The organism is Geodermatophilus sp. CPCC 205506, from assembly GCF_051383635.1.
In the GTDB taxonomy this organism is placed as follows: Bacteria; Actinomycetota; Actinomycetes; order Mycobacteriales; family Geodermatophilaceae; genus Geodermatophilus.
Map to the genome: position 1 here is coordinate 1 of NZ_JALPKP010000011.1, position 19,937 is coordinate 19,937.

The window sequence follows — 19,937 nt, forward strand, 5'->3', positions numbered from 1 at the left end:
TGGCCCGCCCTCACCCGCGTCGTCTGAGAGCCGGCCGAAGGGCAGAAATGGCCATTTCTGCCCCGGACGGCGACGTGTTCAGACGGTCTCGGGTACCCGGAGGTGGGCCAGGACCAGCTCGAACTCCCCGACCTCGAGGATCGTGCTGCCCATCGCGGCGGCGAACTCCTCGCGGACGGCCGTGGCGTTGGTCCGGGACCGCTCCAGCGTGGCCCGGTCGGCGTAGGTGACCGCGCCGGCGCCGTTGCCCTCCCGCCGGTCCATCATCAGGCTGGCGCTGCAGAAGCCGTCCATCTCCTCCAGCCGCGGCAGCAGGCTCATCTTGTAGGCGTCGAGGACCCGCTCCACGTTCGCCGGCTCGGTGCGGCTCCAGGTGACCCGGGTGCAGGCCCCCTCCGGTGCCTCGTGCACGCGGTGCAGGACGGCGATCTCCCACGTCTGCACCTCGGGCCGTCCGCCGAGGATCCGGCTGACCTCGTCCCGCAACGGGCCCACGCGGTCCATCGTGGCGCGCATCATCTCCTCCGTCTGCCAGGCGCTCGTGACGATGCAGCGGCCGGTGTCGCGGTCGGCGAGCATGGAGAGACCGACGCAGCCCTCCATCTGCTGGACCTTGGGCATCGCCTCGTCGCGCATGTAGGCGGTCGCCTCGTCGATGGCCCCGGGGTTGCCGCGGACGGTGGTCGTTCGGGCGTACATGCCACCACTCCTCTCGGGAGGCGGCGCGCCCCTGCGGCGTCGCCGCGCAGCCGAGGGTCCTCGCCGCGGCAGGGGGTGACAACGGGTCGTGCGCGGCGGCCGGGCGCGGCGCTGCGGCCGGTGTCCGCACCACCCGGCACGGACACCGGCCGGACGACGTCAGACGGTCTCCGGTACCCGCAGGTGGGCGAGGACCAGCTCGAACTCGGCGACGTCGGTGATCGCCATGTGCATCTGCGACGCGAACTCGTCGCGCATGGCGCGGCCCTGCTCGCGGGTCCGCTCCATGGCCGCGCGGTCCTCGAACGTGACGGCGGCGACCGCCATGCCCTCCGCCCGGCTCACGAGGAGGCTGACGCTGCAGAAGCCGGGGTACTCCTCGATGCGCGGGACCAGGTTCGCCTTGACGGCGTCGATGGCGCGGTCGATCTGGTCGGGCTCGGTGCGGGACCAGGTGAGCCGGCTGCAGGCGCCCTCGTGGGTCTCGTGCGCCCGGTGCATGATGGCGATCTCCCACTCGCGCACCTCCGGCGCGCCGCCGAAGATCTGCGCCGCCCTCTCCCGCGACGAGCGCACCCCTTCGGCGCTGGCGTGCATCGCCTCCGCATCGCGCCAGGACGTCGTGACGATGCAGTGGCCGGCCTCGCGGTCGGCGAGCATGGACAGGCCGACGCAGCCCTCCATCTGCTGGACCATCGGCATCACCTCGTCGCGGACGTAGGCGATGCCCTCCTCCATGGACTGCGGGTTGCCGCGGATGGTGGTCGAACGGGCGTACATGCCACGACTCCTCTCTCGAGGTGCTCCCGGTGGAGGCGGCGGTGCCCGTGCGGCATCGCCGCGCCGAACAGCGTCCTCGCCCGGTCACCGCGAGGCAACGCCCCGGAGAACCGCGGCCACCCCGCGACGGACCCGTCGCCTGGTGGGCCGCCGTCCTCACCTCCCCGTCGCCGCCCTCGTGCTGCACGCGGTGGTCGGCGACGGGGCGGTGAGGACGGCGCCGAGGTCGTGCCGGGCGACCGGCGGCGGCGCCCGGTGTCGACGTGTCGACCGGGCGCTGTGTCGCTGTGTCGACACCGGGCCACTCGCCGTCGTCCGGAGAGTGCAGCAGCATGGCGGGGTGACCAGCGCGACCGACCGACACGGGCACACCCACCGCCTCGACCTGGAGGACGCGACCGTCCGCGAGTGGGACGCGACGGTGGTCGCCGCCGACCCGGAGCAGGGCATCGTGCTCGACCGCAGCGCCTTCTACCCCGGAGGCGGCGGCCAGCCGCCGGACGAGGGCGTGCTGCTGTGGGGCGGCGTCCGGACCCGCATCGCCGGCACCCGCAAGGGCGACGAGCTGTACCTGATCCCGGTGGAGGGCGACCCGGTGCCGCCGCCGGGGACGGCGGTGCGCGGAGCCCTGGACGACGAGCGGCGCACCCAGCTGATGCGCACCCACTCCGGCCTGCACGTGCTCACCGGCGTCGTGTTCCGGGACTTCGGCGCACTCGTGACCGGCGGCAACATGGAGCCGCTCACGGCGCGCATGGACTTCGACCTGGCAGAGGTCCCGGCCGACTTCAAGGAGCGGGTGGCCGAGGCGGTCAACGCCGAGATCGCCGCCGACCGCCGCATCGAGGTCACGACCCTGCCGCGGGAGGAGGCGTTCGCGATCCCCGACATCATCCGGACCGCCACCAACCTCCTCCCGCCCGACATCGAGGTGGTGCGGATCGTCGACATCGTCGGCCTCGACACCCAGGCCGACGGCGGCACCCACGTCGCCTCCACCGCGATGGTCGGTCGGGTGGAGGTCACCAAGATGGAGAACAAGGGCCGCGGCTTCCGGCGGCTGCGTGTCCGCATCGTCTGAGCGCGCAGGGACGCGCGGTCAGGGGACCCAGCCAGGGGACGGGGGCCGTCAGGAGACCGCCCGGGTGAGGAACAGCAGCCGGCCCGCGCCGACGGAGAGGGTCGTCGACGACACCGTCCCGGCCGCCTCCCCGCGCGGCGTCCCGGTGTCCAGCTGCAGCGACCACGGCGTCGACGTCCCGGTGCCGGGCAGGGTGAACTCCACCGGCTCCGCGCCGGCGTTCAGCAGGATCAGCAGGTCGTCGTCGAGGACCCGCTCCCCGCGCGGCCCGGGCTCGCTGATGCCGTCCCCGGCGAGGGAGAAAGCGAGTGCCCGGGACCAGGGGGTCGCCCAGTCCTGGTCGCGCATCGGGCTGCCGTCGGGACGGAACCAGGCCAGGTCGGCGTCGTCGCTGTCGAGGACGGGGCGGCCCTGGAAGAACCGGCGGCGGCGCAGGGCGGGGTGCTCGCGGCGCAGCGCGAGCAGCCGTCGGGTGAAGGCCAGCAGGTCCTCGTCGGCGGCGGCCCAGTCGAACCAGGAGATCTCGTTGTCCTGGCAGTAGGCGTTGTTGTTGCCCCGCTGCGTGCGGCCGATCTCGTCGCCGCCGAGGAGCATCGGCACGCCCTGGGAGAGCACCAGCGTGGCCAGCCGGTTGCGGGCCTGCCGCGCCCGCACCGCCAGCACGCCGGGGTCGTCGGTCGGGCCCTCGACGCCGTGGTTCTCCGACCGGTTGTCGTCGGTCCCGTCGTCGGCCGGGTTGTCCTGGTTGTGCTTGCGGCCGTAGCTCACCAGGTCGTGCAGGGTGAAGCCGTCGTGCGCGGTCACGAAGTTCACCGACGCCGTGGGCCGCCGGCGGCCGGCCTGGAACAGGTCGGAGGAGCCGGAGAGGCGGTACGCCAGGTCCCCGAGCCCGGCGGTCCGGCCGCGCCACAGGTCGCGCACGGTGTTGCGGTAGCGGTCGTTCCACTCGCTCCACAGGTCCGGGAAGGCACCCACCTGGTACCCGCTCATGTCCCACGGCTCGGCGATCAGCTTCACCTGGCCGAGGACAGGGTCCTGCTGCACGAGGTCGAAGAAGACCGCCGCCGCGGTCGGCTCCTGGCCGGCCTCCCGGGCCAGGGTGGTCGCCAGGTCGAACCGGAACCCGTCGACGTGCATCTCCAGGACCCAGTAGCGCAGCGAGTCCATGACCAGCTGCAGGGGAGCCGAGTGGGTGACGTTCAGCGAGTTCCCCGTGCCGGTCGTGTCGTAGTAGTGCCGCCCCTGGTGCAGCCGGTAGTAGGCGGCGTTGTCGAAGCCGCGCAGGGACAGCGTGGGGCCGTTCTCGTTGCCCTCGGCGGTGTGGTTGTAGACGACGTCGAGGATCACCTCGAGCCCGGCCGCGTGCAGCGCGGCCACCATCTGCTTGAACTCGGCCACCTGGCCGCCGGTGTCACCGGCCGCGGCGTACTCCCCGTGCGGGGCGAGGTAGCCGAGGGTGTTGTAGCCCCAGTACTGGCGCAGCCCCCGGTCGACGAGGAAGCCGTCGTGCACGAACTGGTGCACCGGCAGCAGTTCGACCGCGGTCACCCCCAGCGAGGTCAGGTGCTCGACGGCGGCGGGGTGCGCGAGCCCCGCGTAGGTGCCGCGCAGCTCCTCAGGCACGTCCGGGTGCCGCCGGGTGAAGCCCTTGACGTGCACCTCGTACAGGACGGTGTCGGCGTACGGCGTCCGGAGCGGGGCGTCGTCCCCCCACGCGAACGCCGGGTCGACGACGAGGCCGCGGGGGACGAAGGGGGCGCTGTCGTCGTCGCTGCGCACGTCGGGCTCGCCCGGCCGGTGCCCGGTCAGCGCCGGGTTCCAGCGCACGCCGCCGGTGATCGCCTTCGCGTAGGGGTCGACGAGCAGCTTGGCCGGGTTGCAGCGCAGCCCCCGGGCGGGGTCGAAGGGCCCGGAGACGCGGTACCCGTAGCGCTGGCCGGGGCGGATGCCCGGCAGGTACGCGTGCCAGATGTCGGCGTCGACCTCGGTGAGCGGAACCCGCTCCTCGGTGCCGTCCGGGTCGAGCAGGCACAGCTGCACCTGCTCGGCGACCTCGCTGAACACGGCGAAGTTCGTGCCGTCGCGGTCCGGCGTCGCGCCCAGGGGCCGGGCCGCTCCCGGCCAGGAGCGCGGCGGGCCGCCCGCCACCGTGGCCGGCTGCCGGCCCGTGCTCGTCAGGACGTCCACGTCCACCTCCACGTCGGCCGCCGACCGCGCGCGACGGGCGGAGAGTCAGCGTGCTGGTGACGGCGTCACCGGCCCGTCACGCCCGAGGTCGACCGCGTGGCGCAGTCGCAGGCTGCCGCTGAGCCACACCAGGACGTCGTGCAGCCGCAGCCGGCTCAGCGCGACGCCGTCGAGCAGTGGGGTGACCGCCGCCTCCAGTGCGGCGAAGGCGTCGGCGTTGGCCACGAGCTCCCGGTGCACGACCGCCGCGACGCCGCTGTCGCCCTCCTCGACGTGCGGCCACAGCTGCCGCAGCGTCGTGCCGTCGAGCAGCGGGAACAGGCACGGGCTCCGGTGGTGCAGCGCGGCCAGCACGTAGCTCGACTCCCGGACCCGGCCCAGCCGCGCCAGCTCCCGCAGCGCGGCACCCACCGTCCCGGGCTCGCCGAGGACCGAGAACTCCTCGGCGGGCAGGTCCCACAGCGCACCGCTGCCGACTCGGGCGGTCGCGCCGTCGGCGAGGTCCCGGGCGTCGTCGAAGGCGGCGCGCACGGTGGCCCAGCCGTCGGGGGAGAGCCGGCCGTGCAGCCCCTCGGCCACCTGCACGTCGGGGTCCCCGAGCGGACCCTCGGGGACCGGCTGGTGGTCGAAGCGCTCGAACCCGAAGGCGGCGACCTGCACCCACCGGCCCTCCGGCACGCTCGGCGACCGGAAGCGCAGCGGCCGTCGCCCGCGGGCGTATCCCAGCACCGCGGCCACGGCGATCGCCAGCGGGATCGGTTCCGGCCCCGCGCTCGGCAGGACGAGGACGACATCGAGCGCCACCCGTCCAGGGTCCCCCGTCAGCGCCGCCAGGTCGCCCCCGGCGCGTCGACGAGCGGGACGACCCGGCCGCCGGCGGCCAGGTGCAGGCTCCACGTCCCGTCGATCCCGTCGAGGACGGCCTCCAGGCCCTCGGCCCACTCGTCGTCGCGGGCCGTGACCGCTCCGTGTCCGGGCCGGCAGAGCGCCATCGCCAGGTGCGCCGGCCCCGCGCAGTGCTCGGTCACGGTGCCGTGCAGGTCCCGCAGGCCGTGCAGGGTGGGCAGGTCGGGCACCGGTGGCACGTCGTCGACCGGCACCACCACTGGCAGCATGCGGGAGTCCTCACCCAGCCACAGCAGCCAGAGGCTGCGGGCGGCGAAGACCGGCGGGTCGAGGACCTCGACCCAGCGGCGGGTGAGTTCGGCGGCGGAGCGGACCGGGACCTGGGCGAGCGCGGGAGTCGTCATGTCCTCCACCCTGGCCGCCGACACGGCGCGAGGAGCTGCCGTCCACAGGCCCGAACCCCTTCCACAGGCCCGCCGGCGGACACGCCGGGGACGTGCTACCCCGAGCGGCAGGTCACCGCCGGCTCACCTACCGTCAGGAGCACCGGCACTGCTCCCGCCGTCGGGAGGACCTCCCCGTGCTCCGACGCACCCCCCTCACCGCTGCCACCGCCGCGGCACTCGCCGTCACCGGACTGCCGGCCTCCGCGCACGCGGCCGCCGAGTGCGCCGCGCCCACGCACGAGATCGGCCAGGTCCAGGGGAGCGGGGACGCCACCCCGCTGGCCGGGCAGCAGGTCACCGTCCGCGGCGTCGTCGTCGGCGACCTCCCCGGCCTGTCCGGGTTCCACATCCAGGACCCCGACGGCGACGCCACCACCTCCGACGGCGTCTTCGTGTTCAGCCCGGTCGCGGTCGACCTCGGCGACACCGTCGCGGTGACCGGTCGGGCGCAGGAGTTCAACGGCCAGACGCAGGTCGGCGCGCGCACCGGCGTCGTCGTCTGCGCGCAGGGCGCGGACCTCCCGGACGCCGCGCCGCTCGACCTGCCGGCCGACGACGCCGCGCGCGAGCGGCTCGAGGGGATGCTGGTCGAGCCGGCCGACGTCCTCACCGTCAGCGAGGTCTTCGACCTGACCAGCTTCGGCGAGCTGACCCTGTCCGAGGGCGGCGTCCTCGTGCAGCCCACCGAGCTGGCCCGGCCGGGCCCCGAGGCGCAGGCGGTCGCCGCGGAGAACGCGCGACGGCGGATCGTGCTCGACGACGGCGCCGGCGCGCGGGTCGACGTCACCACCCGGCCGTACCTCTCACCGGGGACGCCGGTGCGGGTCGGCGACGTGGTCGAGTTCACCGAGCCGGTGGTGCTCGGCTGGGGCTTCTCGCAGTGGCGGCTGCAGCCGGCCGACGGCACCGCCGACGGCGTGTTCGCCCCGCAGGACACCCGCCCGCCCGAGCCGGACGACGTCGGCGGCGACCTGCGGCTGGGCACCTTCAACGTGCTCAACTACTTCCTCACCCGCACCGGACCCGACGCCCGCGGGGCGACCACCGACGCGGAGTTCGCGGAGCAGGCGGCCAAGATCGTCGCGGCGATCGACGGCCTCGGCGCCGACGTCGTCACCCTGCTGGAGATCGAGGACACCGACGCCACCGGCTTCAGCCCCGGCGACGCCGACCGCGCGCTGGCCGACCTGGTCGGCCGGCTGACCGCGCGCACCGGCGAGGCCTGGGCCCACGTGCCGATGCCGGCGGAGCTGTACGCCGTCGACCGGGACGCCATCCGCAACGCGATCGTCTACCGCGCCGACGTCGTCGAGCCGGTCGGGGCGCCGGCCGGGCTGGTCGACGAGGCGGTGTGGGCCAACGCCCGCGAACCGGTCGCGCAGACCTTCAGCGGGCGGGGCGGGACGCTCACCGTCGTCGCCAACCACTTCAAGTCCAAGGGCTCCGCCGACGGCGCCACCGGCGACAACGTCGACGCCGGGGACGGCCAGGGCGCCTGGAACGGCGACCGGGTCCGGCAGGCCCGCTCGCTGGCCGCCTTCGTCGAGCGCCTGGCCGCCACCGACCCGGACGTCGTCGCGATGGGCGACCTCAACGCCTACACCCGCGAGGACCCGGTCGAGGTGCTCCGCGGGGCCGGCCTCACCGACCTCGGCGAGCAGTTCGACCCCGGCCGGTACAGCTTCGTGTTCGACGACCGGTCCGGCTCGCTGGACCACGCGCTCGCCACGGCCGCACTGGCCGCGCGGGTCACCGGGCTGGCGCACTGGAACGTCAACGCGGTCGAGTCCTCGGCCTACCAGTACGACGGCGACCCAGCGCTCTATGCACCCGACCCCTACCGCTCCAGCGACCACGACCCGCTGGTGCTCGGCGTCGACCTGGACGGGCGCTGCGGCTGACCCGCGTCAGCGGTGGCCGATGCCCCCGGGCCCGTGGTCGGCCGGGACCGCCTCGCCGTCGGCGACCGGCCCCGGCGGCGTCCCGTCCCCGAAGGGGGAGCCGCCCAGGGACTCGCGCCCGTGCGGGGTCAGCCAGACCGACGTGTCCGGGCCCTGCGGGATGATCCGGGTCGGGTTGATGTCCACGTGGACGACGTAGTAGTGCTCCTTGATCTGCGGGAAGTCGATCGTGTCGCCGAACCCGGGGGTCTGGTACAGGTCGCGCGCGTAGGCCCACAGCACCGGCAGCTCGGTCAGCTTGTGCCGGTTGGCCTTGAAGTGGCCGTGGTAGACGGCGTCGAAGCGGGCCAGCGTGGTGAACAGGCGGACGTCGGCCTCGGTGATCGTCCCGCCCATCAGGTACCGCTGGCCGGCCAGCCGCTCCGACAGCCAGTCGAGCGCGGTGAACAGCCGCTCGAAGCCGCGGTCGTAGGCCCGCTGGTCCCCGGCGAAGCCGCACCGGTACACTCCGTTGTTGACCTCGGTGTAGACCCGCTGCATGACCTCGTCCATCTCGTCCCGGAGCTTCTCCGGGTAGAGGTCGGGGGCGCCGTCGCGGTGGAACGCCGTCCACTCGGTGGAGAGGTCCAGGGTGATCTGCGCGAAGTCGTTGGTGACCACGGCGCCGCTGGGGACGTCGACGATCGCCGGCACGGTGATGCCGCGGTCGTAGTCGGGGAAGCGGGCGAGGAACGCCTGCTCCAGCCGCTCGTAGCCCAGCACCGGGTCGCGGCCGCCCGGGTCGAGGTCGAAGGTCCAGCTGCGCTCGTCGTGCGTGGGCCCGCACAGGCCCATCGAGATCGCCGTCTCCAGGCCGAGCAGCCGGCGCACGATGATCGAGCGGTTGGCCCACGGGCAGGCCCGCGCGGCCACCAGCCGGTAGCGGCCGGCCTCGGCCGGCCACCCGCTGGTGCCGTCGGCGGTGATCCGGTCGGGGATGTAGGTCGAGTCCCGCGTGTACTCGCCGCCGGTGACGTAGCCCGAGCCGCTGTTCTCGTCGTTCACGGGTCCAGCTTGATCGACTCGGTGCCGACCCGCGCGTTCACACGCGCGCGAGCGTCGCGTCGTCCCGCTCGCCACCGAAGAAGCGGTCGAGCACGTCACCGAACACCGCGGCCTCGGGCTCGGCCCGCTCGAACAGCGTCATCGACGAGCGCAGCTTCACCGCGTCGATCGACCCGAGCACGCTGACGGCGTCGGTCGTGCCCAGGTCCAGCAGCGCCTGCGCGCACTCGACCAGCCGCGGGCCGAGCACCGGGTGGTCGAGGTAGGCCTGCGCCTCGGGCAGCCCGGAGACCGCGTAGTGCCGGGCGGTGGAGCTGCGGCCGAGCCCCGCGACCTGCGGGAAGACGAACCACATCCAGTGGCCGCGTTTCGAGCCGGCCCGCAGCTCGCGCAGCGCGGCGTCGTACACGCCGCCGTCCTGCGCGCGGACGAACCGCTCGAGGTCGAAGGGGTCGCTCACTCCAGCACGCCGACCGGGGTCTCGTCGGCGGGCAGCCGCTCGACGGCGGGCGACACGGCGTGGTCGAGCGCGCTCTCCAGGAAGCCGACCATCGTCCGGACCAGCCGCTTGCGGGAGTCCGCGCGGCGGTAGTCGTGCCCCTCGCCGGCCAGCTCGAGGTACTCCACCGGCCGGTCCAGCGCGCGCAGCGCGGCCACGATCTGGTGCGCCTCGCCCAGCGGCACGTTGGTGTCGTGCTCGCCGTGGACGACGAGCAGCGGCGCGTCGATGAGGTGCGCCGACGCCAGCGGCGAGATGTCCTCGAGCAGGGCGCGGTCGCGCTCGGGGTGCCCGTACTTCGAGACCGCCGCCGCCGCGATCCACGGCTCGCTGTCCCGGTAGAAGGTGACCAGGTCGGACATGCCGCAGATGTCGACGCCGGCGGTGAACACGCCGGGGGAGAAGGCCAGGGACGCCAGCGTCAGGTAGCCGCCGTAGGACCGGCCGGTCACCGCGATCCGCCCGGGGTCGGCGATGCCGGCGTCCACCAGGTGCTGCGCGGCGGCGAGGACGTCGGCGAACGCCTCGTACCGCCCGTGCAGGTCGTCGGCGTGCACGAACTCGCGCCCGAAGCCCGACGACCCGCGGATGTTGGGGGCGAACACCGTGATCCCGGCGGCGGCCAGCGCCTGGTGCTCCGGGTGGAACGTCGGCCGCTCCTGCGCCTCCGGTCCGCCGTGCAGCCACAGCGCCGCCGGACCGAGCTCCTTGAGGTGGCTCGGGGCCCGGTACAGCCAGCCGGTCAGCGGCAGCCCGTCCTGGCCGGCGAACGTCTCCAGCGTGGGGACGACGAGCCGCCGCTTGGGCAGGGGCGGGGCGGAGGTGACCCGGGTCCAGGCGTGCGTGGTGGTGTCCAGGTGCCACAGCTCGCGGGGCCGGGTGGGTCCCTGGACGCCGAGCACCACGCTGGAGCCGTCGCGGCTGAGCACCGGGTCGGCGGCGACCAGGCCGGGGAGGCCGGTGATCGGGGTGCGCCCGCCGGTGGCGGTGTCCATCAGCTCGAGCTCGCTGCGGCCGGCGACGTTCCACACGAGCAGCAGCAGCCGGCCGGCGTCGTCGGCGTCGATGGCCTCCAGCTCGGCGTCGTCCCGGGCGGCGAGGCAGCGGGCCTCCCCGCGCCAGCCGTTCGGGCCGAACGGCAGCCCGATGAGCTGGCGGCGGGGCAGCCCGACGTCGGAGGCGAGGTAGACGTAGACCGGGCCGGAGTGGTCCTCCGGAGCGGGCCGGATGAGCGCCTGCTCGGTGGAGCCGGTCGCGCCGTGGGGGAGGGCGCTGAAGTCCTCGTCGGTGAGCCGGTCGACGACGACGACGTACTGCTGCCCGCGCTCGCCGTCGCGGATCACGATGAACCGCTCCTCCAGCGACACGTCGAGCACGTGGATCAGCTCGCCCTCGGCCAGCGGGTCCATCCGGCCGGTCGCCGGGTCGGCGAGGAAGCAGCGGGTGGGCACGCCGGGACCGGTCCCGGGGAAGGTGACGACGAAGCGGTGGCCGCTGCGGGTCCACGGGCCCAGCTCGGCGTGCGTCTCGGCGTCGCCGGCGACCCGCCGGGCGTCGGTGCCGTCGGGCCGGACCACCCACACCGCGGTCCGCACGCCGCCGTCGGTGGCGACCTCGCAGGTCAGCCATCCGCTGTCGGCGGCCCACCGGACCTTGACGACCGGATCGTCGGAGAGGCGGATGAGGCGGGCCGGCGGGATGGAGCCGTCCAGCTCGACGTCCTGGATCCACACCTGCGGGGTGCCGGTGCGGTCGCTGAGAAAGGCGACGCAGCGCGCGTCCGGCGTCATGTTGGGGCCCCAGCTGCCCCAGGCGTCGACCAGCTGGTCGGCGAGCGTGACGGCCTCCTCGACGTGGGGAGCGGACACGCTCGCCTCGGTGGTCACCGCGTTCGGTCCTCCATCTCCTGCAGCCACATCTCCAGCAGCGCCAGCTGCCACAGCGCGTTGGAGCCGAGCGTCGTCCGGGCGACGTTCGGCTCGCGCAGCATGCGCTCGACGGCGTCCGGCCGGAACAGGCCACGCCGCTTGGCCGCGGGGTCGGTGAGCGCGTCGCGCACCCGCTCCAGGTAGGGGCCGTCGAGCTGCCGGATCGCCGGCACCGGGAAGTATCCCTTGGTCCGGTCGATGACCGCATCGGGAACGACGCCCCGGGCGGCGCGCTTGAGCACGCCCTTGCCGCCGTCGGCGAGCTTGAGCTCCGGCGGGATGCGGCCGGCCAGCTCGACCAGTTCGTGGTCGAGGAAGGGCACCCGCGCCTCCAGGCCCCACGCCATCGTCATGTTGTCCACCCGCTTCACCGGGTCGTCGACCAGCATGACCGTGGTGTCGTTGCGCAGCGCGGCGTCCACCGCGGTCTCGGCACCCGGCCGGCCGAACTGCTCGGCGATGAACGCGGTGGGCGCGTCCTCGTCGACCATCCACTCGGGCTCGAGCACCTCGCCCAGCGCCGACCACCGGCGGTCGAAGAAGACGCGGGAGTAGGCCTCGACGGCGTCCTCCCGGGGGACGCCGGCCAGCGGCGGGTACCAGTCGTAGCCGCCGAGCACCTCGTCGGCGCCCTGCCCCGACTGCACGACCTTGACGTGCTGCGACACGTCCTGGGAGAGCAGGTAGAAGGCGACGCAGTCGTGGCTGACCATCGGCTCGCTCATGGCGGCGACGGTGGCGTCGAGGCCCGGCAGCAGCCGGGAGTTGTCGATGGCGATGCGGTGGTGGTCGGTGCCGAACCGCTCCGCGACCAGCGTCGAGTACTCGAACTCGTCGCCGGACTCCCCGCCGGCGGACTCGAAGCCGATGCTGAAGGTGGCCAGCCCGGTCTGGCCCATCTCGGCCAGGAGCGCGACGACGAGGCTGGAGTCGATGCCGCCGGAGAGCAGCACGCCGACCGGCACGTCGGAGACCATCCGGCGCTCGACGGCGGTGCGCAGGCTGGCCAGCAACGCCTCCTCCCAGTCACGCGGGGTCCAGTCGCGGCGGGACTCGTCGCGGGTGAACTCCGGCCGCCAGTAGACGGTGTCGCGGCTGGTGCCGTCGGGCTCGATCACGCGCACCGTCGCCGGCGGCAGCTTGCGGACGCCGGTCAGGATCGTCCGCGGCGCCGGGACGACGGAGTGGAAGGTCATGTAGTGCGCCAGCGCGGTGCGGTCGATGGAGGTGTCCACGCCGCCACCGGCCACCAGCGCCTGCACGGTGGAGGCGAACCGGATCCGGTCGGGGCGGGCGTCGACGTAGAGCGGCTTGATGCCCAGCCGGTCACGGCCGAGCACCACCCGGCCCGACGCGTGCTCGACGACGGCGAACGCGAACATGCCGAGGAAGTGGTCGACGCACGACGTGCCCCACTCGGCGTACGCCTTGAGCACGACCTCGGTGTCGGACGTGGAGAAGAAGCGGTGCCCGGCCCGCTGCAGCTCGGCGCGCAGCTGCCGGTAGTTGTAGATGATCCCGTTGAAGACGACGGTGAGCCCGAGGTGCGGGTCGACCATCGGCTGGGCGCCGTGCTCGGAGAGGTCGATGATCGACAGCCGGCGGTGCCCGAGGGCGACCGGCCCGCGGGCCCAGATCCCGTCGCCGTCCGGCCCGCGGTGCGTGAGGCACCCGGTCATCCGGTCGAGGACGGCGACGTCGGCCCGCCCTCCGTCGAGGCGCAGCTCACCGGCGAGTCCGCACATCAGCGGGTCCCCCTCTCCTCGGGTGCGACGACGATCCAGGTGTCCTTGGCGCCGCCGCCGCGCGAGCTGTTCACGACCATGCTGCCGGGCGCGGCGACCCGGGTGAGCCCGAGGTCGGCGAAGCGGCAGTCCTCCGGGCGGGTGCCGGTCAGGTGGACGAAGGCGCGCAGGTCGATGTGCCGCGGGTGCAGGCCGTCGTCGTCCAGGGCCGGTGCCGAGGACAGCGGGACGACCTCCTGGGCCACCCACGAGCCGGGCCGCGTGGCGATCTCGGCGCGCCGCCGGGCCACCTCCGCGGCGCTCGCCGCCGGCCCGATCAGCACGCCGTTCCCGCCGAAGCCGTCGACCGGCTTGGTGACCAGCTCGCCGACCCGCTCGAGGACGGCGCGCCGCTCGACCTCGTCGCTGGGCCGGTAGGTCGGCACCGACTCCAGCAGGGGGCGCTCGCCGAGGTAGTAGCCGATCAGCTCCGGCACCCAGCAGTACATCGCCTTGTCGTCGGCCACGCCGTTGCCCGGGGCGTTGGCGAGCACGACCGCCCCCGCCGCCGCGACGTCGAGCACCTCCGCGCCGACCGGCCGCCCGTCGCCGTCGGTCAGGTCTGCCAGCTCGCCGTCCAGCCGCAGGTACAGCGCGCCGATCTGGTGCCGGCCGTCGCGGTGCACGACCCGGCCGCCGGCGACGTCGAGGTCGTCGGCGGTGACCAGCAGCAGCCCGGCGCCGGCGGCGAGCCGGCGGTGCTCGTACCAGGCCGAGCTCTCCGGCCCGCTGGTGAGCAGGGCCGCCGACGTCCCGGGGTCGGCGTGCCGGAGCAGGGTGGCGCGCAGCAGCTCGAAGGCCGCGGCCGGGTTGGCCAGCCCGGCGGGCCGGGGGAGCTCGGGCATGACCGCGTCGAGCACCCCGCGGGCGGCGATGGCGTAGGCCGTGCCGCTGGGGGCGCGCACGTTGTCCTCGAGCACCCGCCAGCCGCCGTACTCGGTGCGGACGATGTCGAACCCCATCACCGGCGCCCGGACGGCATCGCGGGGCAGTCGGCACGCCTCCGGCCGCCAGCCCGGGGAATTCAGCACGACGTCCCGCGGAACGACCCCGTCGGCGAGGACCTGCTGCTCGCCGTAGACGTCGCGGAGGAACAGCTCGAGGGCGCGGGCGCGCTGCACGAGGCCGGCGCCCAGCTCCTGCCACTCGTGCGGCTGGACGACGCGGGGCACCAGGTCGACGGCGAACAGCCGGTCCGTGCCGTTCACGCGGAAGGTGACGCCGTGCTCGGCCAGCCAGGCGTCGCGGGCGGCCGCGCGCCGCGCGATCTCCTCCGGGGGCAGGGCGGTGACGACGTCGAGGACCTCGCGGTAGGACGGCCGGGGCACCGCGCCGGCGCCGATCGCCTCGTCGCCGGCGCGCGAGCGGTAGCGCCGCAGCGCCGGCCCGGCCGCTCCCGGGCCGCCGGCCGGGCCGTGGCTCTCCTCGACGACCAGCCGCATGACGTCGGTGAGGTCGCCGGACTCGGCGAACGCGGCCCGCTGCCGGTCGGCGGAGTTGCCGCGGGCGAGCGTGGTCTCGGCCAGCTCGGAGACCGCGTCCCAGTCGGCGAGCTCCTCCAGCTGCGGTCGCAGCCGGCGGAGCAGGCCGCGGACGACGTCGGCGGCCTGCCGCGGGCGGGGGTGCAGGGCGTCGTCGAGCAGCTCGCGGGACAGCCCGCCGCGCGCCGCCTGCCACATCGCGGCCCGGTGCAGCGGGGCCGGCGCGGGCACGTGCGGGCGGCCGGCCTGGATGTCCAGCTCGGCGGCCCGGACCATGGCCCGGAACAGCCCGGCGATGAGGACGGCGTCGTCGACCAGCGGGCAGGCGTCGCAGACCCGCAGCTCCAGGGTCGGGGCGTGCGAGCTGGGCCGGACGTCGAAGTAGGCCATCTTGGCGTCGGCGATGACGCCCGAGCCGATGAGGTCGGCGACCAGGGCGTCGTAGTCGGCGGCCGACGACAGCGGGCCGGTCGACCCGGCGGTCGGCCAGCGCTGCCAGATCGTCGTCCGGATGCTGCTGTACCCGGTGTCCTGGCCGTTCCAGTACGGGGAGCTGGCGCTGAGCGCGAGCAGGACGGGCAGGTCGCGGGCGACCCGCTGGGCGATCTCCACGGCGAGGTCGCGGTCGGAGACGCCGACGTGCACCTGGGTGCCGCAGATCAGCTGCTCGTCCACCAGCAGCCGGTACTGCTCGTGCATGCGGCCGTAGCGGCCGGTCGAGGTGAGCTCGAAGTCGGTGAACGTGGAGCGGGGTGCCGTCCCGACGGCGGCCACGCCGAGCCCCTCGCGGCCGGCGACGGCGACCAGCTCCTTGCGCAGCCGGAGCAGCTCCTCCCGCAGGTCGGTGAGGGAGCGGACGACGGCCGTGTTGGTCTCGACCGTGGTGCGCTGGATCTCCGCCGCGTAGGAGCTGCTGGGCAGCCGGCTCAGCAGCTGCGGCGCGCGGGCGGACAGCTCCCACCGCTCGACGTCGATGAGGTGCAGCTCCTCCTCAGCACCGAGCGTCAGCTCTGCACCGCTCATCCCGGGGACCCTAGCTCCGGTTGTGTTCCGGTTGGAGGTCACCGGTGTTCCGGTCGTGTTGCGTGGCGGAGCACGGCGGTCCGGGTGCGTCCCGAAACCGCTGGTCGGCGGCCTCGGTGTGCTGCCACGCTGCAGCGGTGACACGGGGATTCGCTCGGTACGGACCGGGGCTGGTGCCGGAGGGCCCGCCGCCGGTCGACGACCGCCCGCTCGGGCTGGACGACCTGGGCAAGCTCGCCCGCCGCGGGGTGCGGGCGGTGACGCGGGCGGCGCGCGCCGACGACCAGGTCTCGCTGGCCGGGCTGCTGGCCGGCCACCTGGGTGAGGGGGGCATCGGCGAGGACGTCGTCGAGGAGACCTGGCCGGCCTACGAGCACGTCAACGTGCAGGCCGGGCTGGACGCGTGGCTGGCCGCGCGGACCAGCGAGCTGGTCGGCGTCGTCAACTTCCGGCACCGCCCGTTCGGGCTGGCCGAGCTGGTGGCGATGGCCGGGCAGCCGGCCGACCCGTACGGCCCGCGGCCGGGCAACGCGGCGACGGTGAACCTGCCGTGCGGTCCGGACGGCGAGACGCGGGCGTGCCTGCGCTGCGCGGTGCACCTGGTGGAGGACGGCGACGGCGTCCGGACGGCGCTGCTGGTGCGGGCCGCCGAGCCCGAGACCGGGCTCGACCGGGTGTCGGTGCAGGCGCTGTCGACGTCGGCCGCGGCGGCCCGTGCCGCGGTCCGGGACATCCGGGCGGCGGCCGAGCGGGAGAACGTCTTCCGCGGGCAGGTGCTGTCCTTCGGCGCCGAGGTGTTCGGCCACGGGCAGACGCTGCTGCAGTTCCACCGCCGCCCGCACCTCGCGGCCGGCCAGCTGGTGCTGCCCGCGTCGACCCTCGGCGAGGTGGAGCGGCAGGTCGTCGACGTCGCGCGGCACCGGGTCCGGCTGCTGGCCGCCGGGCAGCACCTCAAGCGCGGGCTGCTGCTCTACGGCCCGCCCGGGGTCGGCAAGACGCACACGGTGCGGTACCTGATCGGGCGGCTGCCCGGCACCACCGTCGTCGAGCTGACCGGCGGCGCGCTGCACCTGATCGCCGAGGCCTGCTCGGTGGCCCGGACGCTGCAGCCGGCGCTGATCGTGGTGGAGGACGTCGACCTCATCGCCGAGGACCGCGGCATGCACCCCGGCCACCACCCGCTGCTGTTCCAGCTGCTCAACGAGATGGACGGGCTGGCCGAGGACGCCGACGTGGTGTTCCTGCTGACCACCAACCGCGCCGACCTGCTCGAGCCGGCGCTGGCCGCGCGGCCGGGGCGGGTGGACCAGGCGGTCGAGCTGACGCTGCCCGACCGGGACGCCCGGCGGGCGCTGTTCGACCTCTACCGCGGGCGCCTGGAGGTGGACGTCTCCGGGCTCGAGGACGTCCTCGACCGGACCGACGGCGTCACCGCGTCGTTCCTCAAGGAGCTGATCCGGCGGGCGGCGCTGTTCGCGGCGGAGCGGACGGCGGACGGCGAGCTCTCCGTCTCGGCCGGCGACCTGACCTCCGCGCTGGACGAGCTGCTCGACACCCGCAACGCGATGACCCGCACCCTGCTGGGCGCCGCGACCAGGTGATCATGGGGTTGTTGCCGGCGACTCGCGCAGACGCGCCGTGGCGGCCGGCAACAACCCCATGATCAACGGGGTGTCAGCGGGCGACGACGGCGGGACGGCGGTCCGTCCATGGCAGCGCCTCCTCGAGCTGTGCTGCGAGGCCGAGCAGCGTCTCCTCACCGGCGTAGCGGCCGACCAACTGCACCCCGACCGGCCAGCCCTCGGGTGAGGGCGTCCCCGGGACGGAGATCGCCGGCGTCCCGGTGACGTTCGACCACGCGGTGAACGGCGCGAAGGTGAAGATCCGGTCGTACCAGCCCCGGGCGTCCAGCGACTCGTCGTTCGCGTTCAGGTGGCCGATCGCGGTGTTGGGCGCGGCGGTCGTCGGTGTCAGCCAGGCGTCGTACCCGGTGAGGAACTGGGCGAGCGTGCGGGTCGTCGCGTTGAACACCCGGTCGACGGCGTACATGTCCAGCGCGGTGAGGGTGGCGCCGTACTCGGCGCAGGCCAGCGTGGTGTGCTCCAGGACCTCGGTCGACAGCTCGGTGCCCAGCGCCGCGGCCGCTCCGTAGGCGCCGTCGGCGAGGAAGCTGCACCAGGCCTTGAGGTTGGCGTCGTCGAAGGCGGCGACGTCGAACTCCGGCGCGGCCTCCTCGACCGTGTGCCCGGCCCGCTGCAGCGCCTCGGCGGCTGCCCGCGCCGCGTCGATGCAGGCCGCGTCGAGCGGCGCGCCGTTCGGCGCGGTCGTGCTGAGCGCGATGCGCAGCCGCGCGGCCGGCGGGCGGGCCGCGGCGAGGAACGTGGTCGCCGGGTCGGGCAGCAGGTACCGGTCACCGGGCTCGGAGCCGGCGACGGCGTCGAGCAGAGCGGCCGCGTCGCGCACGGTGCGTGTGACCGCGAACTCGATGCCGAGGCCCAGCAGCGGGTCGGAGTAGTCGGGGGCGACGGTGACCCGGCCGCGGCTGGGCTTGAGACCGACCAGCCCGGAGGCGGCGGCCGGGATGCGGATGGAGCCGCCGCCGTCGTTGGCGTGCGCCACCGGGAGCGCGCGGGCGGCGACCAGGGCGGCCGACCCTCCGCTGGAGCCGCCGGGGGAGCGTGAGGTGTCCCACGGGTTGCGGGTCGGACCGTTGGCGACCGACTCGGTGCTGGCGTTGAAGCCGAACTCCGGCGTCGCGGTGACGCCCAGAGCGGCCAGCCCGGCGGCGCGGAAGCGGCGCATCAGCGCGGTGTCGTACGGAAACGGGACGCCGGGGCCGAGCATCCGGCAGCCGGCCCGCTGGGGGATGCCCTCGGCGTGCAGCACGAGGTCCTTGATCGCGAACGGCACGCCGCCGAACGGGCCGGTCTGGTCGGCCTCCAGCGGCTTCTCGAACAGCTCGCCGACGAGCGCGTTCAGCTGCCCGTTGACCGACTCGACCGCCTGCCGCCCGGCGGCGTGCACCTCGGCGGGGGTGACCTGCCCGGTCCGGACCAGCTCGGCCAGCCCGGTGGCGTCGTACTCGGCGTACTCGGAGACCTGCACGGCGCGCTCCTCGCGTGGTCGGCGGGCTCGCTGCCCGCGCCTGGGACAGAGGCTCCCGCCGTGGCCGGGGTCGCCGCATCGGGAGAACTACGGACCGCCGCGCCCTTCCCGTCTCCGCGCGACCGTGCGACCCTGCCGCGCATGCGCTCCGGGCGGACCACCGGCCGGCTGGCTGCCGCGCTCGCCGTCCGCGAGGCCGCCGAGGCGGCGGCTGCGGGCGAGCCGCTGCCGGACGTCACTCGGGCCGAGGCGGTGCTGGCCGCGCTGCAGTCGCTGTCGACCTGCGCCGCCGCGGTCGAACGCTGGGACCCCGTGCGGTCCCGGCACGAGACGCTGGCCAGCTCCGGCTACGTCGCCGACGCGCTGGCCGCGATGGAGAGCGCCTTCCACGAGGACCCGCTGTTCCCCGCCGTCCGCGCGTCCGGCCGGCCGCTGCGGGTCTGTGACATCGCCCCCGCCGACCGCCGCGGCCCGATGTTCGAACGGGTCATCACGCCGCTGCGGTACGTGGACGGCGTGAGCCTCTGCCTGTCGGCCGGCGGTCGGTACGTGGGGTCGCTGCACGCCAGCACCGCCTCGGAGGGCGTGGACGACGAGGCGGTGGGCTGGCTGCGGCTGCTGCGCGCCGACCTGGCCAGCCTGGTCGACCCGCTCGGCGGGCAGGTCCCGGTGGTGCCGGGGGACGGCGGCGTCCTGGCCTGGGCCCCGGCCGACGGGCGGCTGCTGGCCCTGACGCCGTGCGCGCACCCGTCACTGGTGGCGGGACCGCTGGCCGCGCTGCTGCACCCGTCTGCCTGGCCGTCGCGCCTGGGCAGGCACCTCCTGGTGCTGCGCGGCGCGGAGCTGACCGCCGTCGAGGCGCGGCCGGCGGGACGGTGGGTGGTCGTCGAGCACCGTCCGGGCGAGGCGCCCGCGGGGCTGTCGCTGCGCGAGCTCGAGGTGCTGTGCGGGCTGGCGGAGGGCGAGACAAACCGGATGGTGGCCCGGTCGCTCGGAGTCACCGAGCGGACGGTCGCCACCCACGTCGAGCACCTGCTCGCCAAGCTAGGCGCCGGCAACCGCGCCGCCGCCGCGGCGTTCGCGGTCGGTGCCGGGCTGGTCCGGTTGCCGGCCTGACACACCTCCCTCCGGGG

Annotated in this window: 15 protein-coding genes; 4 read left to right on the forward strand and 11 right to left on the reverse strand. The window is 74.8% G+C overall.

Annotation, left to right across the window (positions count from 1 at the left end; translation table 11 throughout):
• Positions 1-78 precede the first annotated feature (78 nt).
• Both MY520_RS08245 and MY520_RS08250 read right to left on the reverse strand, forming a co-directional pair.
• Positions 79-699, reverse strand: coding sequence for a hypothetical protein (locus tag MY520_RS08245; protein ID WP_436691602.1), 621 nt, complete (start codon positions 697-699; stop codon positions 79-81).
• A gap of 159 nt (positions 700-858) precedes the next feature.
• Positions 859-1,479: an antibiotic biosynthesis monooxygenase gene (locus MY520_RS08250; RefSeq protein ID WP_436691603.1), complete on the reverse strand. Its 621-nt coding sequence runs from the start codon at positions 1,477-1,479 to the stop codon at positions 859-861.
• Positions 1,480-1,819: 340 nt separating this feature from the next.
• On the opposite strand from MY520_RS08250, the gene MY520_RS08255 reads away from it, so the two are divergent.
• Positions 1,820-2,560, forward strand: a complete 741-nt coding sequence (locus tag MY520_RS08255; protein ID WP_436691604.1) for an alanyl-tRNA editing protein — start codon at positions 1,820-1,822, stop codon at positions 2,558-2,560.
• 48 nt (positions 2,561-2,608) lie between these two features.
• On the opposite strand, the gene glgX is transcribed toward MY520_RS08255, so the two are convergent.
• Genes glgX through MY520_RS08270 form a run of 3 tightly spaced genes read right to left on the reverse strand, consistent with a single transcriptional unit; the run spans position 2,609 to position 5,997 of the window.
• On the reverse strand, positions 2,609-4,747 hold the full coding sequence (glgX, locus tag MY520_RS08260) for a glycogen debranching protein GlgX (RefSeq protein WP_436691605.1): 2,139 nt from the start codon (positions 4,745-4,747) through the stop codon (positions 2,609-2,611).
• A 45-nt stretch (positions 4,748-4,792) separates the two neighbouring features.
• Complete coding sequence (locus tag MY520_RS08265; protein WP_436691606.1) at positions 4,793-5,551, reverse strand: hypothetical protein; 759 nt, start codon at positions 5,549-5,551, stop codon at positions 4,793-4,795.
• 17 nt (positions 5,552-5,568) lie between these two features.
• Entirely contained in the window at positions 5,569-5,997 is a 429-nt protein-coding gene (locus MY520_RS08270; protein ID WP_436691607.1) for a hypothetical protein, read from the reverse strand.
• Between the two features lie 176 nt (positions 5,998-6,173).
• On the opposite strand from MY520_RS08270, the gene MY520_RS08275 reads away from it, so the two are divergent.
• Positions 6,174-7,940, forward strand: a complete 1,767-nt coding sequence (locus MY520_RS08275) for an ExeM/NucH family extracellular endonuclease (RefSeq protein ID WP_436691608.1) — start codon at positions 6,174-6,176, stop codon at positions 7,938-7,940.
• A 6-nt stretch (positions 7,941-7,946) separates the two neighbouring features.
• Here MY520_RS08275 and MY520_RS08280 read toward each other — a convergent pair whose 3' ends face one another.
• Genes MY520_RS08280 through MY520_RS08300 form a run of 5 tightly spaced genes read right to left on the reverse strand, consistent with a single transcriptional unit; the run spans position 7,947 to position 15,699 of the window.
• On the reverse strand, positions 7,947-8,984 hold the full coding sequence (locus MY520_RS08280; protein WP_436691609.1) for a glutathione S-transferase family protein: 1,038 nt from the start codon (positions 8,982-8,984) through the stop codon (positions 7,947-7,949).
• A 37-nt stretch (positions 8,985-9,021) separates the two neighbouring features.
• On the reverse strand, positions 9,022-9,444 hold the full coding sequence (locus tag MY520_RS08285) for a DUF1810 domain-containing protein (RefSeq protein WP_436691610.1): 423 nt from the start codon (positions 9,442-9,444) through the stop codon (positions 9,022-9,024).
• Positions 9,441-11,369, reverse strand: a complete 1,929-nt coding sequence (locus tag MY520_RS08290; protein ID WP_436691611.1) for a prolyl oligopeptidase family serine peptidase — start codon at positions 11,367-11,369, stop codon at positions 9,441-9,443. Before MY520_RS08290 ends, MY520_RS08285 begins: the two co-directional genes overlap by 4 nt.
• Positions 11,366-13,156 carry an N-acetylglutaminylglutamine amidotransferase gene (locus tag MY520_RS08295; protein ID WP_436691612.1) on the reverse strand — a complete coding sequence of 597 codons (1,791 nt, stop codon included), beginning with the start codon at positions 13,154-13,156 and terminating at the stop codon, positions 11,366-11,368. Before MY520_RS08295 ends, MY520_RS08290 begins: the two co-directional genes overlap by 4 nt.
• The gene (locus tag MY520_RS08300; protein WP_436691613.1) at positions 13,156-15,699 is read right to left on the reverse strand and encodes a glutamate--cysteine ligase; all 2,544 of its coding nucleotides are present in this window, start codon (positions 15,697-15,699) and stop codon (positions 13,156-13,158) included. Before MY520_RS08300 ends, MY520_RS08295 begins: the two co-directional genes overlap by 1 nt.
• Positions 15,700-15,836: 137 nt before the next feature.
• On the opposite strand from MY520_RS08300, the gene MY520_RS08305 reads away from it, so the two are divergent.
• Entirely contained in the window at positions 15,837-17,300 is a 1,464-nt protein-coding gene (locus MY520_RS08305) for an AAA family ATPase (protein WP_436691614.1), read from the forward strand.
• 73 nt (positions 17,301-17,373) lie between these two features.
• Here the strand turns inward: MY520_RS08305 and MY520_RS08310 are convergent, their stop codons facing one another.
• On the reverse strand, positions 17,374-18,804 hold the full coding sequence (locus MY520_RS08310) for an amidase (protein WP_436691615.1): 1,431 nt from the start codon (positions 18,802-18,804) through the stop codon (positions 17,374-17,376).
• A 141-nt stretch (positions 18,805-18,945) separates the two neighbouring features.
• Here MY520_RS08310 and MY520_RS08315 point away from each other — a divergent pair, with 141 nt between their 5' ends.
• Positions 18,946-19,920: a helix-turn-helix transcriptional regulator gene (locus MY520_RS08315; protein ID WP_436691616.1), complete on the forward strand. Its 975-nt coding sequence runs from the start codon at positions 18,946-18,948 to the stop codon at positions 19,918-19,920.
• Positions 19,921-19,937 lie beyond the last annotated feature (17 nt).